We start from the raw sequence: 17,852 nt of genomic DNA, 5'->3' as shown, positions 1-17,852 counted from the left end.
AGCAAGACTTTGCGCTCACCGGATCAGGCGTATTAGCAGGAGGCTCGGATGAGTCGCGGACCGGTGCGAAGACCGACCCAGGCCGACATCGCGCGCCTCGCGGGGGTCAGCCAGGCCACCGTCTCGCTCGTGCTGAACGAACGGAACGACGTCCGGATCAGTCCGGCGACCCGAGAGCGAGTGCTGGCGGCGATCCGCGAGTGGGGCTACGTCGCCAACGCGTCGGCGCGATCCCTCGCCGGCGGCCAGAACAAGATCCTCGGGGTGTACACCTTCGAACCCGTCTTCCCGACCACCAGCGTGGACTTCTACTTCCCGTTCCTGCTCGGCATGGAGCAGGCGGCCGCGGACCTCGGCTACGACCTGCTGATGTTCACCAGCGTCGGTGGCGAGCGGCAGGTCTTCCGCGACGGGGCAACCCGGCTGTCGCTCGCGGACGGCGCGCTGCTGCTCGGCCGCGACCCGAACGTCGAGGAGATCGAACGGCTGCGCGACACCGGCTATCCGTTCGTCTACGTAGGCCACCGGGAGGTGTCCGGAACGCCGATCTCCTACGTGGCGGCCGACTACGCCCAAGCGACCCGGCAGCTCACGGAACGGCTGTTCGAGCTGGGGCACAGGCGCGTCGCATACGCCCGCATCGGCGACGGCGGGGCGCAGCCCAGCCGAGACCGGGAGAAGGGGTTCCGGCGAGCGATGCCCGCCGGGGAAGCCAGACGGCTCACCGGTCCGGTATGGACGCTGGAGTCCCCCGACGACGTGCCGGGTCTGCTGGCGGAGATCCGGCACGGCGGCATCACCGCCGTGGTGGTGGAGCAGATCCTCCTGGCGGAGGAGCTCCTGACCTGCGCGCGGCGGCACGGACTGTCCGTACCGGACGACCTGAGCATCGTCGTGCTGGGTGACTCCACCGGCGCGCCCCGCACCGACACGCCCTGGACCGGCCTGGTGGTCCCCCGTGAACAGATGGGCCGGCAGGCCACCCACCTGCTGGTGCGGCTGCTGGAGACGCCCGAGCAGGAGGCCTGCAGAGAATACGTCGAATGCCCCCTCATGCCGGGCGCGACGGTGGCCCCACCAAGGAGAGAGCAGTGACCAAGCCCGCCCCCGCCGGCTGGAACATCCTATGATTCGCGTCATCGCCAAACGGCTGCTCGTCGGCGTACTGGTGATGTGGGGAGCCGCCTCGCTCATCTTCCTCATCGTCCGGGTGGCGCCGGGCGATCCGACGACGATCCTGCTGGGCCCGGACGCGAACCGGGAGCAGGTGACCGAGCTCACCGCGAAACTCGGACTCGACCGGCCGGTGTTCACCCAGTACCTCAGCTACCTCGCCGACGTGGCGCGATTGCAGTTCGGTGACTCCTACCGCTTCGATCGGCCGGCGATGTCGGAGGTGTTCGAGCGCCTGCCCGCGACGGTCGACCTGATGCTCGCCTCCAGCCTCATCGCCGTGGCCCTCGGCCTCGTGCTCGGGCTGCTGGCCGGCGGGCGTCCGGGCGGCGCCGTCGATCGCATGGTCACCGCGGGCACCATCGCCCTGCAGTCGTTCCCCACCTTCTGGGTGGGCATCATGCTGATCCTCATCTTCGCGCTGGCCTTCCGCCTGCTGCCCAGCGCGGGGGCGGGCTCACCAGCGCACCTGATCCTGCCGGCGATCACGCTGGCACTGCCGTTCACCGCCATCGTGGCCCGCCTGACCAGGACGAGCGTCGCGGAGACGATGCGCGAGCCGTACATCCAGACAGCTCGCTCCAAAGGCCTCACCGAGCAGCAGGTGCTGCTCGGACACGCACTGCGCAACTCCCTCATCCCCGTGGTGACCATCGTCGGGCTGCACATGGCCGGCCTGATGGGCGGCGCGGTCGTGGTCGAGAACGTCTTCGCCTGGCCCGGGCTCGGCACGCTCGTGGTGGAGGCGGTCTCCAACCGCGACTACGCCGTGGTGCAGGCGGCCACCTTCCTGATCGCCGGCATCGTGATGCTGTTCAACCTCGTCGCCGATCTGCTGTACTCCCAACTCGATCCGCGCATCAAACTGGACGGTGCGGCATGACCGCCGCCGTCGACGTCCAGCGTGAAACCCCGATCGGCGCCCGCCGCGGGCGGGCGGCAGTCGGGCGGTGGATCAGCCGGATCCCGTACGCCGTGCTCGCCGTCTACGCCGTGGTCGGCGGGGTGGGCCCGCTGATCATCGACTACAACCCGGTGCGTGTCTCTCTCGACGACCGGCTGCTCAGCCCGGGAGCGCACGTCGTGTCGGGCGGGATCGCCTGGTTCGGCACCGACGGCCTCGGCCGGGACGTCCTCGCCCAGGTCGTCTACGGCGCTCGCACGTCGGTGATCATCGGCGTCTCGACGGTCGTCGTCTCCTGCCTGATCGGTGTGACCGTCGGCATCGTCGCCGGCTACTTTCGCGGCTGGCTGGACACGGTGCTCGCCCGGGGCATCGACATCCTGCTCGCCTTCCCGGCGATCCTGCTGACCATCGTCATCGCGGGCGCCTTCGAGCGCAGCGTCCTGGTGGTCGTGGCCGCGCTCTCCGCGACGCCGTGGATCTCGTTCGCGCGGGTCACCCGCGGCGTCGCCCTGTCGGTGCGGGAGCGGCCCTGGATCGACGCGGCCCGCGTCCTCGGCGTACGGCCGACGTCCATCCTGCTGCGGCACATCCTGCCGCTCACGGTCGGTCCGGTGGTCGCCCTGGCGACGCTGGAGTTCGCTCTCGTCGTGCTGGCCGAAGCCGGGCTCAGCTTCCTCGGCATCGGCCTGCCCAACTCGGCGGTGTCCTGGGGCCAGACCATCGCGAACGGAAAGCAGTACCTCGAAACCGCCTGGTGGATCTCGGCTCTGCCCGGCATCGCCCTGTCGCTGCTGATCATCAACATCGGGATCCTCGGCGACCAGCTCACCGCCCGCTACGGACGCGGACACCTCAGGTAAGGCACCGGCACACCTCCCTTCCCTTCACAAGCACTCCCTGAAAGCCCCCGGAAGACGGGAAGACGTCCATGACCAGACCTCTCGCCTCAGGCAGGCCGCGCCACGCGGCACTGACCCTTATCGCCGCCGCGGCCATCGCGCTGAGCGGATGCAGCGCCGCCACCGGTGGCGGCACCGGTGGCGGCGCGGCCGGCGGCAGTGAGATCACCGTCGCCGGCACCTACGCCATCGACAGTCTCGACCCGGGCAGTCCCACGGGTGGCAGCGCCACCGGCACCCAGCTGGCATCTCAGGCGATCTTCAGCCGGCTGGTGCGGCCGCGTCCGGACGGCAGCCTGGAGGGTGACCTCGCCACCGCCTGGAAGCCCGACGCCTCCGCCACCCAGTGGACGTTCACGCTGCGCCAGGGCGTGAAGTTCAGCGACGGCAAGCCCCTCACCGCCGACGACGTCGTCGCCTCGTTCAAGCGACTCCTCGAGCTCAAGAGCACGAACGCGGCCAACTTCGCCGGTTACACCATGACGGCCACGTCGCCTGCCGAGGTGGTGCTGAAGGCCGCGAAACCGGACGCGGCGGTGCCGTACAAGCTGGCCATCTTCTACGTGTTGCCCCGCAGCCTGACCGGCGAGGACCCGGCGTTCTTCCAGCACCCGGTCGGATCAGGGCCGTTCAAGGTCGAGAAGTTCGACCCCTCCGGGACGCTCGTCCTGGTGCCGAACCCCGACCACTACGGCGGCGCGCCGCGGCTCGGCCGGGTGACCATCCGCAAGATGCCCGAGCTCGCGGCCCGGATGACCGCGCTGCGGACCGGCGAGGTGGACCTCATCTGGGGCATCCCCGACGACCAGCTCGCCGAGCTGCAGCGCGACTCCAAGCTCACGGTCGGGACGGTGCCCAGCACCGCCGTGTTCACCATGTGGTTCAACTCCTCCGCGCCGGCGCTGAAGGAGGCCAAGGTACGACGGGCGCTGTGGCAGGCGGTCGACTTCGCGACCATCATCAAGCGGCTGTACCCGCAGTCGGGCACCCTGGCCGACGCCCCGGTCTCGCCCGTCACCCTCGGCTACGTCCCCCAGGAACCCGTCCGCTACGACCCGGCCGCGGCGAAGGCCGCGCTGAAGGCCGCCGGCTTCGACTTCTCCGCCAAGCTGCGGCTGCAGTTCGCCAACGCCGAGTTCCGGCCGTTCAACCAGGCGATCGTCTCCGACCTGCAGAAGATCGGCGTCCAGGTGGACCTGCTGGAGAAGGAGCAGGCGGTGTTCACCAAGGACCTGCTCGCCCTGAACTGGGACATCAACTTCCAGCAGCTCTCGAACCCCACGTTCGACGCGGCCAACACGCTCGGCCGGCTGTACCCGTGCGCGGCCAAGCGCAACGGCTACTGCAACCCCGAGCTCGACAAGCTGCTCGCCGCCGCCGGGGCGAGCGCGAACCCCGACGAGCGGGTCAAGCTGTACGGCGAAGCCAGCAAGATCATCTGGCAGGACGCGGTCGGCATGTTCCCGATGGCGGTCAAGTACGCCTATGCCTGGAACCGCCGGGTCACCGGCGTCACACCGGATCCGAACGGGCTGCCCAACTTCGCCGGCATGCAGGTCAGCGGTTCATGAGCCGAACGCGGACCCCGGCCGAGGGGGCGGCGTCCCCAGTGCCGGCCGACGCGACGACGGGCGACCCGCTGCTCGAGGTAGACGGGCTGGTCGTCGACCTGCCCGTCGCCGGAGGCAGCGTCCGCGTCGTCGACCGGGTGACGTTCGACATCCCGCCGGCGACGACGGTCGGGCTCATCGGCGAGTCGGGCAGCGGCAAGACGATGACCGCGAACGCCGTGATCGGCCTGCTCCCGAACGGAGCGGAGACCGGCGGGGAACTGCACTGGCAGGGCGAAGATCTGCTCCGGGCGAGCCCCGCCCGGCGGCGCCGGCTGCGCGGCCACGAGATCGCAATGATCTTCCAGGACCCGCTGGCCGCGCTCAACCCGACTCAGACGATCGGCCGCCAGGTGGGCGAGATCCTCCGCCGCGCCGGCCGCCCGCGCGCCGATGTACGCCTGCGGGTGCTCGAACTGCTCGAACGGGCGGGCATCCCCGAGCCGGCCGCGAGGATGCGCAGCTACCCCCACGAGTTCTCCGGCGGGCTGCGGCAACGGGCCATGATCGCCCTCGCCCTGGCGGGCAGCCCGGCACTGCTGCTCGCCGACGAACCCACCACCGCGCTGGACGTGACGGTGCAGGCGCGCATCCTGCGCCTGCTGCGCTCCATCCAGCAGGACCAGGGACTGGCGATGCTCCTCGTCAGCCACGACCTGCGGGTCGTGGCGCACGTCGCGCACCAGGTCGTCGTCATGTACGCCGGCCGCGTCGCCGAGCGCGGCCCCACCACGGCGGTGCTGGCCCGCCCGGCCCACCCGTACACCCGGGCACTGGTCGAGAGCGTGCCCGCGGTGCGAACCCGTACCGCACTGGCACACCCCTTGCCCGGCACACCGGCCACCCCGGCGAACCGCCCGCCCGGCTGCGCGTTCCACCCTCGGTGCCCGCTGGCGCAAGACCAGTGCCGCACCGAGGAGCCGGAGCCGAGACCCGTCGCGCCCGGCCGTTGGGCCGCGTGCCACTTCGCCGAGGAGCTGCTGCAGCGATGAGCCTGCTGGAAGTGAATGACCTGCGGGTCAGCTTCGCCCGCCGCAATGCCTGGTTCCGGTCACGCTCGGCGGACTTCGTCGCGGTCGACGGCGTGAGCCTCGCGGTGGCTCCCGATGAGATCGTGGGACTGGTCGGAGAGTCGGGGTCGGGCAAGACCACGGTGGCCCGGGCGATAGTCGGCCTGGTCCGGCCCGGCTCCGGCGCCGTCCTGCTCGACGGCGTGCCCCTGGGACCGGTCGGGCGCCGGACCACGGCGCAGCAACGTGCCGCGCAGATGGTCTTCCAGGACCCGCGGTCGTCGCTGAGCCCGCGCATGACCGTCACCGCGATCATCAACGAGGCATGGCGCACCCATCCGGAATCGGCCCCGCCCGGCGACCGTACCGCCGCTCTGCACCGCCTGCTCGACGACGTCGGGCTCGACGCGAGCGTCGCCCGGCACCGGGCCGACGAACTCTCCGGCGGACAGTGCCAGCGGGTCAGCATCGCCCGCGCGCTCGCCGTCAGACCGCGGCTGCTGGTGTGCGACGAAGCGGTGTCGGCCTTGGATGTGTCGGTCCAGGCGCAGATCCTCCGGCTGCTGGTCGACCTGCGCGAGCGCCATCATCTGGCGATGCTGTTCATCTCCCACGACCTCGGGGTGGTGCACCAGATCGCGGACCGGATCGCCGTCATGCGCCGCGGTGTGGTGGTGGAGGAAGGGCGGACGACGGACGTTCTGGGTGCGCCGCGGCACGAGTACACCCGCAGCCTGCTCGACGCCGCCCTTGAGCTGTCCACCACGGATGCCCAGGACAGGAGCGGAAACTGAGCCGTCGGCCGGCTCCCGGCTGTTCCAGGGGGACTGTAGAAGCCTTGCCGTCGTGCGCGACCTCGTGTCACCAAATTCCTGAGGTTGCGCGGAAACCTGACTACCTCCGTGTTGCCGGGCTCGTCCTGCCCGAGCGGCAGCGGACCCGATGAACAGGCCCCGCAGCCGCTTGGCCGCCCCCTCCACCCCCACGCCGTGCGGGACGCGCAGCACAGAATTCCGGTGCCGCCAGGGCTATGCCGACAGCGCACGCTTGGCGTTCGCGTCGAAAGCGGCCAGGCCTGCTCACTGTTGGAGAGTCTGGCTGCGCTCTATCAGCGCCAGCACCGCCTCCCGGTGCTGGCGCAGGACGGTGAGGATCTCCTCGGCGGCTGCGGCGATGCCCGGCTCGCCGGGCGCGACGGGGGGTTCGAGTAGCTGGGCCACGGTGTCGGCGAGGACCTGGTCAGGGTCGTTCGCGCCGAACGCGGCGGTGGCCGGGTCGGACAGAGCGGTGCCGAAGCCGGTGAGCAGGGCGTGCGCGGCATAGGTCAGGTCGGGCAAGGGGCGGTCGTGGCGGATCAGGCCGTGGCGGTGATGGATCGGTATGACCGTCTCGCACATGGCGCTGGGTGCGGTGCGGGCGAACAGCTCGCGGTCGCCGGCCTGCTGGGTGAGCAGCCGCAGCAGATCGGTGTCGCCGCTTTGCACGCGGCGTGCCAGGGGGAGTCGCAGCCCGGTGCGGATCAGCAGCGGGGCCAGGCGGCGCGGCAGCACGGTGGCGGGGTCGGCGGTGATGCGGGCGAGGATCTCATCGAGGAAGGTCAGCAGTTCGCGGGCGAACAAGCCGAGGATGAGGTCCTCCTTGGCGGGCCAGTACAGGTAGACGGTGCCCTTGCCGACCCCTGCCGCGCGGGCGATCTCGCTGACGGTGACCTTGTGCGCGCCATGGTCGAGCACCAGTTCGCGGGCGCTGTCCAGAATACGGGCGGCTTTGCGCGAGTGGCGCTCGATCAGTTGGCTCACCTGGGCTGTCCTGTTCTTCCGTGCTCGGGAGGCGTCAAACGGCGGCGACGTCGAACTGTTTGTTCTCCATGTCTGCGCCGTTCATTATCCTGCCCATGGCCGGCCCGATGACCGGGGCGCGCATCAGGCGCAGCATCGCGGCGCGCAGGAACTGCTCCCTGCGATCGTGGGGCGTGAAGATCCTGCGCATGATCAGCGCGGCGTCCTGCTCGGTCTGGATGAACGGCCGCATCCGGGCCTCCCACGCGTGCAGCGCGGCGGGCAGGTCGCCGTGGCGCTGCAGCATGGTGCCCAGCAACTCGCCTCCGGCCATGCCACTGGAGGCGCCCATCCCCGCGTACAGGGTCACGCACCAGGCGGCGTCGCCGACCAGCACGACCCGCCCCTGATGCCAGCGCGGCATCTTGACCTGGTTCACCGAGTCGAACAGAGCCTCCGGAGCGTGCTCGAACGCGGTGAGCAACCTCTCCAGCAGGGGCCCGGGGGGCTGCGGGCCGAAGGCGGCGCGGATGGACTCGATCGGTGGGCGGGCGAACTCGGCGTCGATGTCGTTGGTGCGGTAGGAGAACAGCAGGCCCGGAGTGTGGTCGGAGAAGGGGAAGATCCACGCCGAGCGTCCAGGCTCGGCCAGGATCAGTCCCTGCTCCTGGTCGAGGCCCTCGATCGGCTTGTCAAGGACGGTGGCGCCGATCATGTAGTTCAGCGGATGCAGATAATCCTCGGCACCGAAGGCCAGCCTGCGCACGGTCGAGCGCATGCCGTCGGCGCCCACCACCAGATCGAAGCGCTCGGTGACGGTGGCGCCGGAAGCGGTGTCGCGCAGGGTGACCTCCGCCGCGGAGTCGTCCTGGATGATGCGCGTGGGCACGGTGGAATAGCGGATCTCCACATCGGTCGGCAGCGCGGCGAAGAGCGCCTGCTCGATGTCACCGCGCAGCACCACCCGGGGTTTGCCGGGCAGGTTGGCCAGGCTCATGCCGGCGGTGCGGCGTCCGGCCCGGTTCACCTCGTAGGGGGCAGGCCGCGGGGTGCGGTCGCCGATCGCCTCCGCCACGCCCAGCCGCCGCGCGGAGGCCAGACCGGTGCCGAACAGCATGATGAAGTACCCGCCCGAGCGGCGTGCCGGGGCCCGTTCCACCAGCACCGGCTCCCAGCCGACCTGCCGTAGCCGTAGCGCGGTGGCGATGCCCGCGATCCCGAGCCCGACCACCAGCGCACGGCCACGCCCGACTGCGTTCTTCATGGCGACTCCCTTCCTGTCGAGTCACCGCCACCCTAGCTGACGAACTGACCAATCTGGTTCTTCTGGTCAGTTATTTGTGCCAGCGCGCTCACCGGTGAGAGGCGCTCCACGCGGGCTCGTCCCAGTCGAGGCGGTGCTCGTAGATCCAGCGGCTCGGGTCGTTGCCGGTCCTGGCCAGGTGCCTCATGCCCAGGCTCATGATCACGTCGCGCGGCACCCTGGCCAGCGGGCTCAGCGCCTTCCAGCCGCCGGTACGGTTGCCCTGCTCGACGACGCGCTCGACCCGTTCGCGCCGCGCCCGCTCGTAAGCGGTGAACGCGGACTCGGGGTCGGGGCCGTCGCGTAGGCACTTGGCCAGGACGACGGCGTCCTCGATGGCCATGGCCGCGCCCTGCCCGATCGACGGGGCGGTGGCGTGGGCCGCGTCGCCGATGATGATCATCCGGTCGCGGTGCCAGAGCGGCACCGTGGGTACGTCGTAGGTGTTCCAGCCGGCGAAGATCTCGTCGGTCGCCGCGATGATGTCGAGCGCGGGCCCATGGTCGCGCCTGAACAGCTCGCTGAGCCGGGTCCGCCACTCCTCCGATGTGATCGCCGCCACTTCGGCGGGGGTGAGCTCGGCGGCCTGTGCTGGGTTCGCCGCCCACCACACCTCGCCGTCCGGGTGCACGATGTAGGCGAAGAAGCAGCGCTTGCCGAAGATGGCGTGCATCATCCCGGACTCCCCGGCGGCGGGGACGCCGCGGGCGTAGCCACCCGTGTTGAGCAGCCCGGCGTACCTCGCGCCCGGCGCCGCCGGGTCAATGATCTCGCGGGTGCGCGAGCGCAGGCCGTCGGCGCCTATGAGCAGGTCCGCCTCGGCCACGCTCCCGTCGGCGAATCGCGCCGCCACTCCGCCGCCGGTGCTCGTCGCGTCCACGAGCCGCTTGCCGTACTCGATGCGCACTCCTCGGCTGACGGCCTGCTCGCGCAGGAACCGGTACAGGTCGGCGCGCTTGACGGTACGGCTCACCAGGCCGCCCGGTGCGCCCGTGCCGTACGGGAGCTCGCCGAGCCTCCGGCCGGAACCGCTGGTGATCGTGATGCGCGGGGTGTCGAAGCCGACCTCGCCCATGTCGAGGTCGATCGCCTGTAAGGCGTCGAGCGCGTTCACCGCCAGCGTGAGGAACGCGCCCACGTTGTCCGCGGTCGTGTCGTACGCCTCGTGGACCACCGCGTCGATCCCCGCCTTGCGCAGGGCGATCGCGACCGCCGTACCCGCGATTCCGCCGCCCGCGATCAGTGCTGTGTATGTCATACACCGAGTGTATGGCATACACTTGGCGTAAGCGCGACCATGAAAGCGGGAGACGATGAACGACAAGCTGCCGGCCGGGCTCGACCTGCTCTGGGAGCGGCTCCATCGGCCCGCGCCCGAGCCCAGGACCGGGCTGAGCCTCGCCCGCATCGCGGGGGCGGCGGTGGATCTGGCAGACGCGGGCGGCCTGGAAGCGGTGTCGATGGCCAGGGTCGCCGAGCGGCTGGGGTTCACCACGATGTCGCTCTACCGGCACGTCAAGAGCAAGAACGAGCTGCTGCTGCTGATGCTGGACTCGGTCGCCGCCGTGCCCGCCGAGCTGGACGGGCCCTGCGAGGGCTGGCGGCCCGGCTTGGAACGCTGGTGCCGCGCGCAGTGGGAGATGCTGCGGGCCCACACGTGGATCGTCCACCTGCCCGTCACCGGGCCGCCCGTCACGCCCAACCAGCTCGCGTGGACCGACCGGGCCCTGGCCGTGCTGGGCGGCACCGGGCTCAGCGAGAGCGACAAGGCCGGTGTGGTGCTGCTGGTCGCCAACTACATGCTTACCACCGCGCGGATGACCGCGGATCTCGGCCAGGCCGCCTCAGGGGAGTCGATCGCCGCCTACAGTACGCTGCTCGGCTCGCTGGCCGACGAGCGGCGCTTTCCCGCGCTGCGCCTGGCGGTCGACGCGGGGGCGTTCGACTACCCGGCGGGCATCCCTGAGGAGGAGCGGCACTTCGACTACGGGTTCGGCCTGGACCGGATCCTGGACGGCGTGGAGGTTCTGATCAGGTCACGCCTTGACGGGGCCGGGTGATCGGCTCGCGGTGGACGGTCGGCCCGCGTCACCGGGATGGTCGTCCCGCTCGCCAACGTCGAGAAGGCCGGCGCGCCTTATGGGTACGGACGTGGAGATCTCAGCCACACACGGCACGGGCGAGGCTGTCTTCGATCTGCTGGAGGACTATGAGGGCCTCGGCCTGCTGGTCGGGGGTGAGGCCGGCGGTGGTGGCGGTTTCGAGCTCGGTCCAGATGTCTTCGATCTGCCGGTGGACGGACTGGCTGGCGGGGGTGGCCTCGATGATGGTGGCGCGTTTGTCGGTGGGGCAGGGCTTGCGGCGGACGAACCCGGCGTGTTCCAGGCGCTGGATGGTGCGGGTCATGGTGGCGGCGTCGGAGCCGAGCATCCGGACCAGGTCGACCTGACGCTGGGGGCCGTGGTCCCACAGTTGCATCATCACCAGCTCCTGGGCGGGGTGCAGGCCGACGCGGCGCAGGAGCTGGGTGGCGAGCATGCGGTGCAGGCGTGCGACGCGGACGATCGCGTGGTTCATCGGCCCGGCCTGGGCCGAGGCGGGCAGCGGTGCACACGGGACATCCGCGGTCTCGCCGGAATCCTTCGGCCTGCCCACGCGGAGTTACCTCGCAATCACCGATAGGTGCTCGAACAAGCACAAGTCTAGTGCCATCTGCAGATTTCTCTGTGTAGGTAGGCGGCCTCCCCGTTGCGAGCGTGTCCGCCCGAGCGGCGCAGTCCCTGGAATGAACTACGGCAACTACTTGTTCGGACAGGCTGTCTGCGGGACTGATCAACGCCGAGGGCGCCCAGCCGTCGGTGATCGGCCAGGGCTACCTCGACAACCTCGCACGAACGCGACTACGTGTGCGCTGACCGGTACGTCTCAACGGCGATGTGGGCGAACGAGCGGACCAGGGGGCTCTCATGTTCGGTCGCCCAGGCGACAACGAGGGAGCTCGGCGGCATGTCCGTCAAAGGCACCCAGGTCAGCCCATCGGGCAGGGCGTGGATGAGCGGCGCGATGCCGACCGTACCGTTCCAGAGGACGGCCTGCATGCATTCGTTGACGGTGCGCACCACCGGGCCGGCCGGCCGCTCGCCGACGGGCGTCGCCCCGTTCCAGTAGGCGCGCCAGATCGGGTCGGTGCCTTCTGGTAGCTGGAACCAGGGACGGTCGGCGAGGTCGGCCAGGCATACGGTGTCGCGGCCGGCCAGCGGGTCGTCCGCGCGCAGGACGACCCCGACCGGGTCGGAACGCAGCACGCGAACGCTGATGCCGATGCCGTCAAAGGGCAATCGGGTCAGCGCCACGTCGGCCAGGCCGTTGCGCAGCCCGGTGGTGGGGTCGGTGAAGTCCGCCTCACGGATCCGGATCGAGACCTTGGGATGGCGGCGGCGGAAGGTCGCGGCCAGGCGCGTGCCGGCCTCTTCGGCGCTGTCGGCGAGCGTGCCGATGGTGAGGGTCACGGCGTCGGCGGCTGCCGTCACTCGCGCGCGTGCCTGCTCGGCCTGCTCCAGGAGCGTGCGCGCCTCGGTGTACAGCGCGTTGCCGGCAGGGGTGGGCTCGACGCCGGTGGCCGAACGATGCAGCAGCACGACGCCCAGGTCGGTCTCCAGTTGCTTGATGGCCCGGCTCAGCGGTGGCTGCGTCATGTGCAGCCGGGCGGCGGCCCGCCCGAAGTGCCGTTCCTCGGCAATGGCCACGAAGTAGCGCAGCAGGCGGAGCTCCATCATCAGCGAAGATACCAGTACGGTATCGGGCTTGCGGAATCGGTGTTGGACGCCGGGCACGCGCCGGCGGCAGGGTCGGGGCATGTCTTCCGAACCCCTCCTCCACGAGCCGATCGTCGAGATCACCCAGGTCCGGGAACTCGCCCGCGACCTGGTGGTGATCCCGAACCGCCGGGTGGAGCTCGTGCCCAACATCGGTGTCATCGGCGGCGACCGCTCTGTGCTGGTCGTCGAGACCGGCATGGGTCCGCGCAACGGCGAGACGGTGCTCGCCTTCGCGACCGAGTACGCCAAGGGCCGCAAGCTCTACCTGACCACGACGCATTTCCACCCGGAGCACGCGTTCGGCGCGCAGGCCTTCGCGGGCGAGGCGACGTACCTGGTCAACGGCGCGCAGGCAGCGGACCTGGCCGGAAAGGGGCCGGGCTACCTTGAGATGTTCCGCGGTCTGGGCGCGCCGATCGCGCGGGAGCTGGAAGACGTCGAGTTGGTCGCGCCGGACGCGGTCTACGACGGCGCGTACGAGCTCGACCTGGGCGGCCGGGTCGTGCGGCTGCGTGCCACGGGGCGCGCCCACAGCAAGGGCGACCAGGTGGTGACCGTGCCGGACGCGGGCGTGCTGTTCACCGGTGACCTGGTCGACGCCGGCCAATTCTCGATCTTCCCGTGGTTCCCGCCGTACGACACCGACGTCTCGGGGCTGGGCTGGATCGAGGTGATGCGCAGCCTGGTCGCGACCGACCCGAACGTGGTGGTGCCCGGCCACGGCGACATCTCCGGCCGGCAGTTGCTGGTCGATGTCCGTGACTATCTCGAGCTGTTGCGCGATGAGACCTGGGTACGGCGCGACTCGGCCATGACCCAGGAGGCGATCGTCGAAGAGGTCAGGGCGCTGATGATCGAGCGGCACCCGGAGTGGGTCGGCCAGGAGTGGATCGAAAAGGGCGTTGGCTGCTTCTGCGCGGAGCACGCCTGACGTGATCTCGCCCCGCTGGATCGGCCCGGTTGCTGTGAAGGCGTACAGAACGTCGGGGGCTCCGGCACCGCGGGGCCGCGACGGACGCGGACGGGAGGCCCGTCCCACCGGTCGGTGACGAGGGCGCAAACAGCGCTCTGACCAGCAATCGACGGCAGTCGCGGATCCTTACCGGGGGTCCGACAAGAAGTGAATGAATGAGGTGAAATGGTGGACTAGTAGAGGCCGCTCTGTAAGGCGGCTGCTTCCCGTAAGAACCGTAAGAACCGTGAGAAAAGGAGACGGTATGTCTTCTTCTGCAACGCACCGTTCCATGCAGGTCGCCCAGCCTGACGGGGACATGTCGCTGGTTCAGGTGGATACCCCGGAGCCGGGGCCGGGGCAGGTGCGGGTCACCGTCGAGGCGTGCGGGGTGTGCCACTCGGACGCGATGATCACCGCCGGATACATTCCGGGCACCACCTTTCCCGTCACCACAGGGCACGAGATCGCGGGACGTATCGCGGCGATCGGCGACAACGTCACCGGCTGGTCTGTGGGTGATCGGGTCGCGGTCGGCTGGTACGGCGGCAGTTGCGGCCACTGCGACGCCTGCAGGGAGGGGGACGGCGTCCTCTGTCCCGAGCTTCAGGTGCCGGGAGTCGCGTACGCCGGAGGATTCGCTGACTCGGTCGTGGTCCCGGCCGTCGCCCTGGCCTCGGTCCCGGACGAGCTGACGGCGGTGGAAGCCGCGCCCCTGGCCTGCGCCGGCGTGACCGTTTACAACGCGTTGCGCCGCAGCTCCGCGCGTTCAGGCGACACCGTCGCGGTCCTTGGTCTGGGTGGTCTGGGGCACCTGGGCGTTCAGTTCGCTGCGAAGATGGGCTTCGACACCATCGCGATCGCTCGGGGTCCGGAAAAGGCGTCGCTGGCTCACAAGCTCGGCGCCTCTCACTACATCGACAGTGCCACCGAGAAGACGGCCGACGCGCTGCAGGCCCGCGGGGGAGCCAAGGTGGTGTTGGCGACGGTGACCAACGCCGCGGCGATGTCCGCGACGGTCGATGGGCTGGGGCGCCGCGGTGAGCTCATCATTGTCGGAGTCGACATGGAGTCACTGGACATCACGCCCCTGCAGCTCGTGGGCGGGGCCAAGCGGGTGTACGGGCATGCTTCCGGCATCGCGGTCGACATCCAGGACACCATGAGGTTCGCCGCCCAGAGCGGCGTCCGGGCGTGGACCGAGGAGGTTCCGTTGGAGGAAGCCGGTGCGGCGTTCCAGAAGATGGTCTCCGGCCAGGCCCGCTTCCGCATGGTCCTGACCACCGGTAACTGATCGCGCGGCACCGGCTGCCCCAGTTCCCGAAGACTTCAACCCCGGACTCAGCCGAGGCGGTCGTCGGGCGGGGTCAGCAGACGTGTGTGTGGTTGTTCTCGCTCAGTTGTTGAGGAGCCGCCATGTGGTGAGGGCGAGTCTGGCGCGTGTCAGGCCGGTGGGTTGGGTGAGGTCGATGCGCAGGGTTTTCGCGAGTTGTTCGATGCGGCGGGCGACGCTGCTGTGGTGCAGGTGGAGGAGGTCGGCGGCTTGGCGCAGGGAGCCGGTGGTGCAGTAGGCGTCCAGCGTCTCCAGGTCTTCTGGGTTGTCGGCCATGTGGGTGATGGCGGCCACGTCGGTGTTGTCTCGGGCGGTTTCGGGGGGTATTTCGGTCAGGAGCGTCAGGGCGCCCAGGTCGTCGTAGTGGATGACCGGTTGGCGTGGGGTCGTGAAACGGAGGGCGGTGCGGGCTTGCCGCCAGGATCGGCTGGGGCTTTCCGCGGCGCCGATGCCCGCGCGTGCGCTCGCTGGAATTCGGGCTGGGTCGATGGTGGTGGCCAGGATGACGCCCGCGTCGGTGAGTGGTGCCGCCTTTACCGGGCGGGCTGGGCAGACGAGGGTGGCGATCTGGTCGAGTGGGAGCTCTGAGCGTACGGCGAGGACGTGGATGGGCAGGTCGGCGGCGAAGCCCAGCAGGCGTAGCGCCCTGGCTGTGGCGGGGTCGTCGCTGTCGGTGCTGATCGCGAGTTCGACGAGTGCGGGGTCGGCCATGGTGGTGCGGGCCGGGCCATACCTCTCGGCGGCCGCCGCGGCGGCGATGGCGAGGCGGTCGAGGAGCATGTCGTCGAGTGGGACGGGTGGGCCGGGGCGTTCCAGCCACACCGTGCCGATCTCCTCCTCGTCGAGGGTGATCGGCATCGTGGTGGACGCGGGTGCCGGCGGGGTGGATGCCTGCCTGCCGTCGGGCGCCATGCGGATCGCCCGGCCCGTGCCGTGGAGCCGCAACCCGGCCACGCACTCGGCGAGGACCGCCGAGGCCCGGGCGAGCGCGGGGAGGTCCACCCGCCGGCGCATCAGCGTGTCGTAGAACGCGACGACGCGAATCGCGCCTTCGGCTTGCGCGTCCAGTTGCGACAACCGTTCGGCCAGTGCCTCCATGGCAGGAGAATAGCGCCGATCGGTGTGCGACTCCGTGGGGATGGCCGACGGATGGCGGATGATCTCGGGAATGGCGACCGTGAGAATGGTCGCCATGAATCCCGAACTTGAAGCATTCCTCCCGCTGGTCTCCCAGGTCGATCTGACCGACCCGGTCGCCGCCCGCGAGCACTACGCCAAGGCGGCCGCCGCGAGGCCGACACTGGACCTCACGGACATGGAGGTCGAGGACCGGATGGTGCCCGCCGATCCGGACGTAGCGGTGCGGATCTATCGCCCGCGCCAGGCCCAAGGTGCCATGGTCTGGCTGCACGGGGGTGGATTCGTCATGGGTGACCTGGACACCGAGCACCTCTGGGCCGCCCGGCTCGCGGACGGCTCGGGCGCGGTGGTGATCTCGGTGGGCTACCGGCTGGCTCCCGAGCATCGGTTCCCGGCCGCGCTGGACGACGTCTACGCGGTGCTGTGCTGGGCGGCCGAGCACGCGGCCGAGCTCGGCATCGACGCCGGGCGGATCGCGGTCGGCGGTCACAGTGCCGGTGGGGGGCTCGCGGCCGCGGTGGCGCTGCGGGCGCGTGATGAGCAGGGCCCGCCGATCCGCTTCCAACTGCTCAACGAGCCCGAGCTCGACGACCGCCAGGAGAGCTGGTCGGCCCGGAACTTCACCGATACGCCCTGGCTGAATCGCGACGCGGTCACCGCATCGTGGCGCTACTACCTGGGCACCACGCTGGCCACGCCCTACGCCGCCCCGGCACGGGCCAGCGACCTGTCCGGCCTGCCACCCGCCTACATCGCCACGGCGGAGTTCGACCCGAACCGCGACGAAGACATCGACTACGCGCTGCGCCTGCTGCGGGCGGGCGTATCGGTCGATCTGCACCAGTGGCCCGGCACCTTCCACGGGTCGCAGGCGATCCTGTCCGCCGAGGTGTCACAGCGGCAACTCGCCGAACTTGCCGCGGCCCTGCGTCGTGGCCTGGCCGACTGAGGCCGTCGCGGCCGACCAGGACGGTTGGCGGCTGATGGCCTTCCACGCGAAGACCGGCGCCGACGTCCATGCCGATCACTGGGAGGTCGTGTCCTGCCTCATGGGGATACCTCCGTCCGGAGCGGGCGGGACAGGAGGAGGAAGAGATCAGGCTGGTGGCCGGAACCGCTGCAGGATGCGACAAAGACGCATGGGCCCATACGGACGGCCTACCTCATGGGGCGCCCGCACCCGGCCGTCGCACCATGAAGATGTCGACCGGGTCCTGAGCCTCCACGGTGAACCCGTGACGCTCGTACAGCCGCCGGGCGGCGCTGCCCTGCAGGACGTTCAGACGGACGAGTACGTCGTCGGCATCGGTCCGCTTCAGCGGATTCTGGCGTGGAACCCCGGGCGTTTACGCCCGGGAGGAAACGACAGCGCGGGAGGGCCTCCCGGCCCGAGTGGTGTAGTAGCGGGCAGGTCTGGATAGGCAGATCAGCCGGGTCGTTTCTGGTTCTCGATGTACTCCTTGATGATCGATAGTGGGGCACCGCCGCAGGAGGCGGCGAAGTAGGACGGGGACCAGAAGTGCCCGCCCCACAGGTACTGGCGCACGTGCGGGCCGAACTCCTTGCGCAGCAGCCGGGCCGAGACGCCCTTGAGGGAGTTGACCAGGACCGACAGGGCGACCTTGGGCGGGTAGTGAACCAGGAGATGGACGTGGTCGTGTTCGCCGTTGAACTCGACCAGTAGGGCCCCGAAGCTGTCGCACACCTCAATCATGATCTCTTCGCAACGGGTCAGGAGCTCATTGGTGAAGACCTTCCGCCGGTATTTGGGGGTAAAGACCAAATGTGCGTGAAGGCTGTATACGACGGTGCGTCCCCGTCGGATATCGGGATTGGGTTCCCAGCGCGGTGACATGGACCAAACGGTAGTGTGTTCGAGGTGAAGCTGGTGGTGCAGGTGAAGCTTCTGCCGACGCCTGAGCAGGCGGC

17 protein-coding genes are annotated in these 17,852 nt (G+C 70.0%); 10 read left to right on the top strand and 7 right to left on the bottom strand.

All coding sequences use genetic code 11. From position 1 onward, the window contains the following. Nucleotides 1-48: 48 nt before the first annotated feature. The 6 genes from KLK06_RS41495 to KLK06_RS41470 all read left to right on the top strand — a co-directional run bounded on the left by KLK06_RS41495 (nt 49) and on the right by KLK06_RS41470 (nt 6,393). Nucleotides 49-1,095 (top strand): LacI family DNA-binding transcriptional regulator, encoded by a 1,047-nt coding sequence (locus KLK06_RS41495; RefSeq protein ID WP_214641190.1) that lies wholly within the window; start codon nt 49-51, stop codon nt 1,093-1,095. A gap of 31 nt (nt 1,096-1,126) precedes the next feature. Beyond that, nucleotides 1,127-2,056 (top strand): ABC transporter permease, encoded by a 930-nt coding sequence (locus KLK06_RS41490; RefSeq protein WP_214641189.1) that lies wholly within the window; start codon nt 1,127-1,129, stop codon nt 2,054-2,056. Next, the gene (locus KLK06_RS41485) at nt 2,053-2,940 is read left to right on the top strand and encodes an ABC transporter permease (RefSeq protein WP_214641188.1); all 888 of its coding nucleotides are present in this window, start codon (nt 2,053-2,055) and stop codon (nt 2,938-2,940) included. Before KLK06_RS41490 ends, KLK06_RS41485 begins: the two co-directional genes overlap by 4 nt. Before the next feature lie 68 nt (nt 2,941-3,008). Beyond that, a complete protein-coding gene (locus tag KLK06_RS41480) occupies nt 3,009-4,550 on the top strand; it encodes an ABC transporter substrate-binding protein (protein ID WP_214641187.1) in 1,542 nt (513 codons plus the stop codon). Continuing rightward, nucleotides 4,547-5,581, top strand: a complete 1,035-nt coding sequence (locus KLK06_RS41475) for an ABC transporter ATP-binding protein (RefSeq protein WP_214641186.1) — start codon at nt 4,547-4,549, stop codon at nt 5,579-5,581. The genes KLK06_RS41480 and KLK06_RS41475 overlap by 4 nt, the downstream gene beginning before the upstream one ends. After that, a complete protein-coding gene (locus tag KLK06_RS41470) occupies nt 5,578-6,393 on the top strand; it encodes an ABC transporter ATP-binding protein (protein WP_214641185.1) in 816 nt (271 codons plus the stop codon). Before KLK06_RS41475 ends, KLK06_RS41470 begins: the two co-directional genes overlap by 4 nt. Before the next feature lie 285 nt (nt 6,394-6,678). On the opposite strand, the gene KLK06_RS41465 is transcribed toward KLK06_RS41470, so the two are convergent. The 3 genes from KLK06_RS41465 to KLK06_RS41455 all read right to left on the bottom strand — a co-directional run bounded on the left by KLK06_RS41465 (nt 6,679) and on the right by KLK06_RS41455 (nt 9,938). Then, on the bottom strand, nt 6,679-7,398 hold the full coding sequence (locus tag KLK06_RS41465; RefSeq protein WP_214641184.1) for a TetR/AcrR family transcriptional regulator: 720 nt from the start codon (nt 7,396-7,398) through the stop codon (nt 6,679-6,681). A 34-nt stretch (nt 7,399-7,432) separates the two neighbouring features. Then, entirely contained in the window at nt 7,433-8,641 is a 1,209-nt protein-coding gene (locus KLK06_RS41460) for an FAD-dependent monooxygenase (RefSeq protein ID WP_214641183.1), read from the bottom strand. 88 nt (nt 8,642-8,729) lie between these two features. Beyond that, nucleotides 8,730-9,938 (bottom strand): FAD-dependent monooxygenase, encoded by a 1,209-nt coding sequence (locus tag KLK06_RS41455; RefSeq protein ID WP_214641182.1) that lies wholly within the window; start codon nt 9,936-9,938, stop codon nt 8,730-8,732. 55 nt (nt 9,939-9,993) lie between these two features. Between KLK06_RS41455 and KLK06_RS41450 the strand changes: the two genes are divergently transcribed. Then, entirely contained in the window at nt 9,994-10,740 is a 747-nt protein-coding gene (locus tag KLK06_RS41450) for a TetR/AcrR family transcriptional regulator (RefSeq protein WP_214641181.1), read from the top strand. 100 nt (nt 10,741-10,840) lie between these two features. Here KLK06_RS41450 and KLK06_RS60555 read toward each other — a convergent pair whose 3' ends face one another. Together KLK06_RS60555 and KLK06_RS41440 are read right to left on the bottom strand one after the other, a co-directional pair. After that, nucleotides 10,841-11,335 (bottom strand): MarR family winged helix-turn-helix transcriptional regulator, encoded by a 495-nt coding sequence (locus KLK06_RS60555; protein WP_214641180.1) that lies wholly within the window; start codon nt 11,333-11,335, stop codon nt 10,841-10,843. Between the two features lie 245 nt (nt 11,336-11,580). Then, on the bottom strand, nt 11,581-12,456 hold the full coding sequence (locus tag KLK06_RS41440; protein ID WP_214641179.1) for a LysR substrate-binding domain-containing protein: 876 nt from the start codon (nt 12,454-12,456) through the stop codon (nt 11,581-11,583). 79 nt (nt 12,457-12,535) lie between these two features. On the opposite strand from KLK06_RS41440, the gene KLK06_RS41435 reads away from it, so the two are divergent. Continuing rightward, complete coding sequence (locus tag KLK06_RS41435) at nt 12,536-13,429, top strand: MBL fold metallo-hydrolase (RefSeq protein ID WP_214641178.1); 894 nt, start codon at nt 12,536-12,538, stop codon at nt 13,427-13,429. A 286-nt stretch (nt 13,430-13,715) separates the two neighbouring features. Further along, nucleotides 13,716-14,744, top strand: coding sequence for an alcohol dehydrogenase catalytic domain-containing protein (locus KLK06_RS41430; RefSeq protein ID WP_214641177.1), 1,029 nt, complete (start codon nt 13,716-13,718; stop codon nt 14,742-14,744). Between the two features lie 102 nt (nt 14,745-14,846). Here KLK06_RS41430 and KLK06_RS41425 read toward each other — a convergent pair whose 3' ends face one another. After that, nucleotides 14,847-15,977 (bottom strand): CdaR family transcriptional regulator, encoded by a 1,131-nt coding sequence (locus tag KLK06_RS41425; protein ID WP_250906828.1) that lies wholly within the window; start codon nt 15,975-15,977, stop codon nt 14,847-14,849. Here KLK06_RS41425 and KLK06_RS41420 point away from each other — a divergent pair. Continuing rightward, a complete protein-coding gene (locus KLK06_RS41420; protein ID WP_214641176.1) occupies nt 15,976-16,872 on the top strand; it encodes an alpha/beta hydrolase in 897 nt (298 codons plus the stop codon). The genes KLK06_RS41425 and KLK06_RS41420 overlap by 2 nt on opposite strands. A gap of 477 nt (nt 16,873-17,349) precedes the next feature. Here KLK06_RS41420 and tnpA read toward each other — a convergent pair whose 3' ends face one another. Continuing rightward, nucleotides 17,350-17,778 (bottom strand): IS200/IS605 family transposase, encoded by a 429-nt coding sequence (tnpA, locus tag KLK06_RS41415; protein WP_214641347.1) that lies wholly within the window; start codon nt 17,776-17,778, stop codon nt 17,350-17,352. Nucleotides 17,779-17,852 lie beyond the last annotated feature (74 nt).

The organism is Nonomuraea sp. NEAU-A123, assembly GCF_018603905.1.
GTDB lineage: Bacteria > Actinomycetota > Actinomycetes > Streptosporangiales > Streptosporangiaceae > Nonomuraea.
Note: the sequence above shows the minus strand (reverse complement) of the source record. Positions and strands in the feature narration are given on the sequence as shown.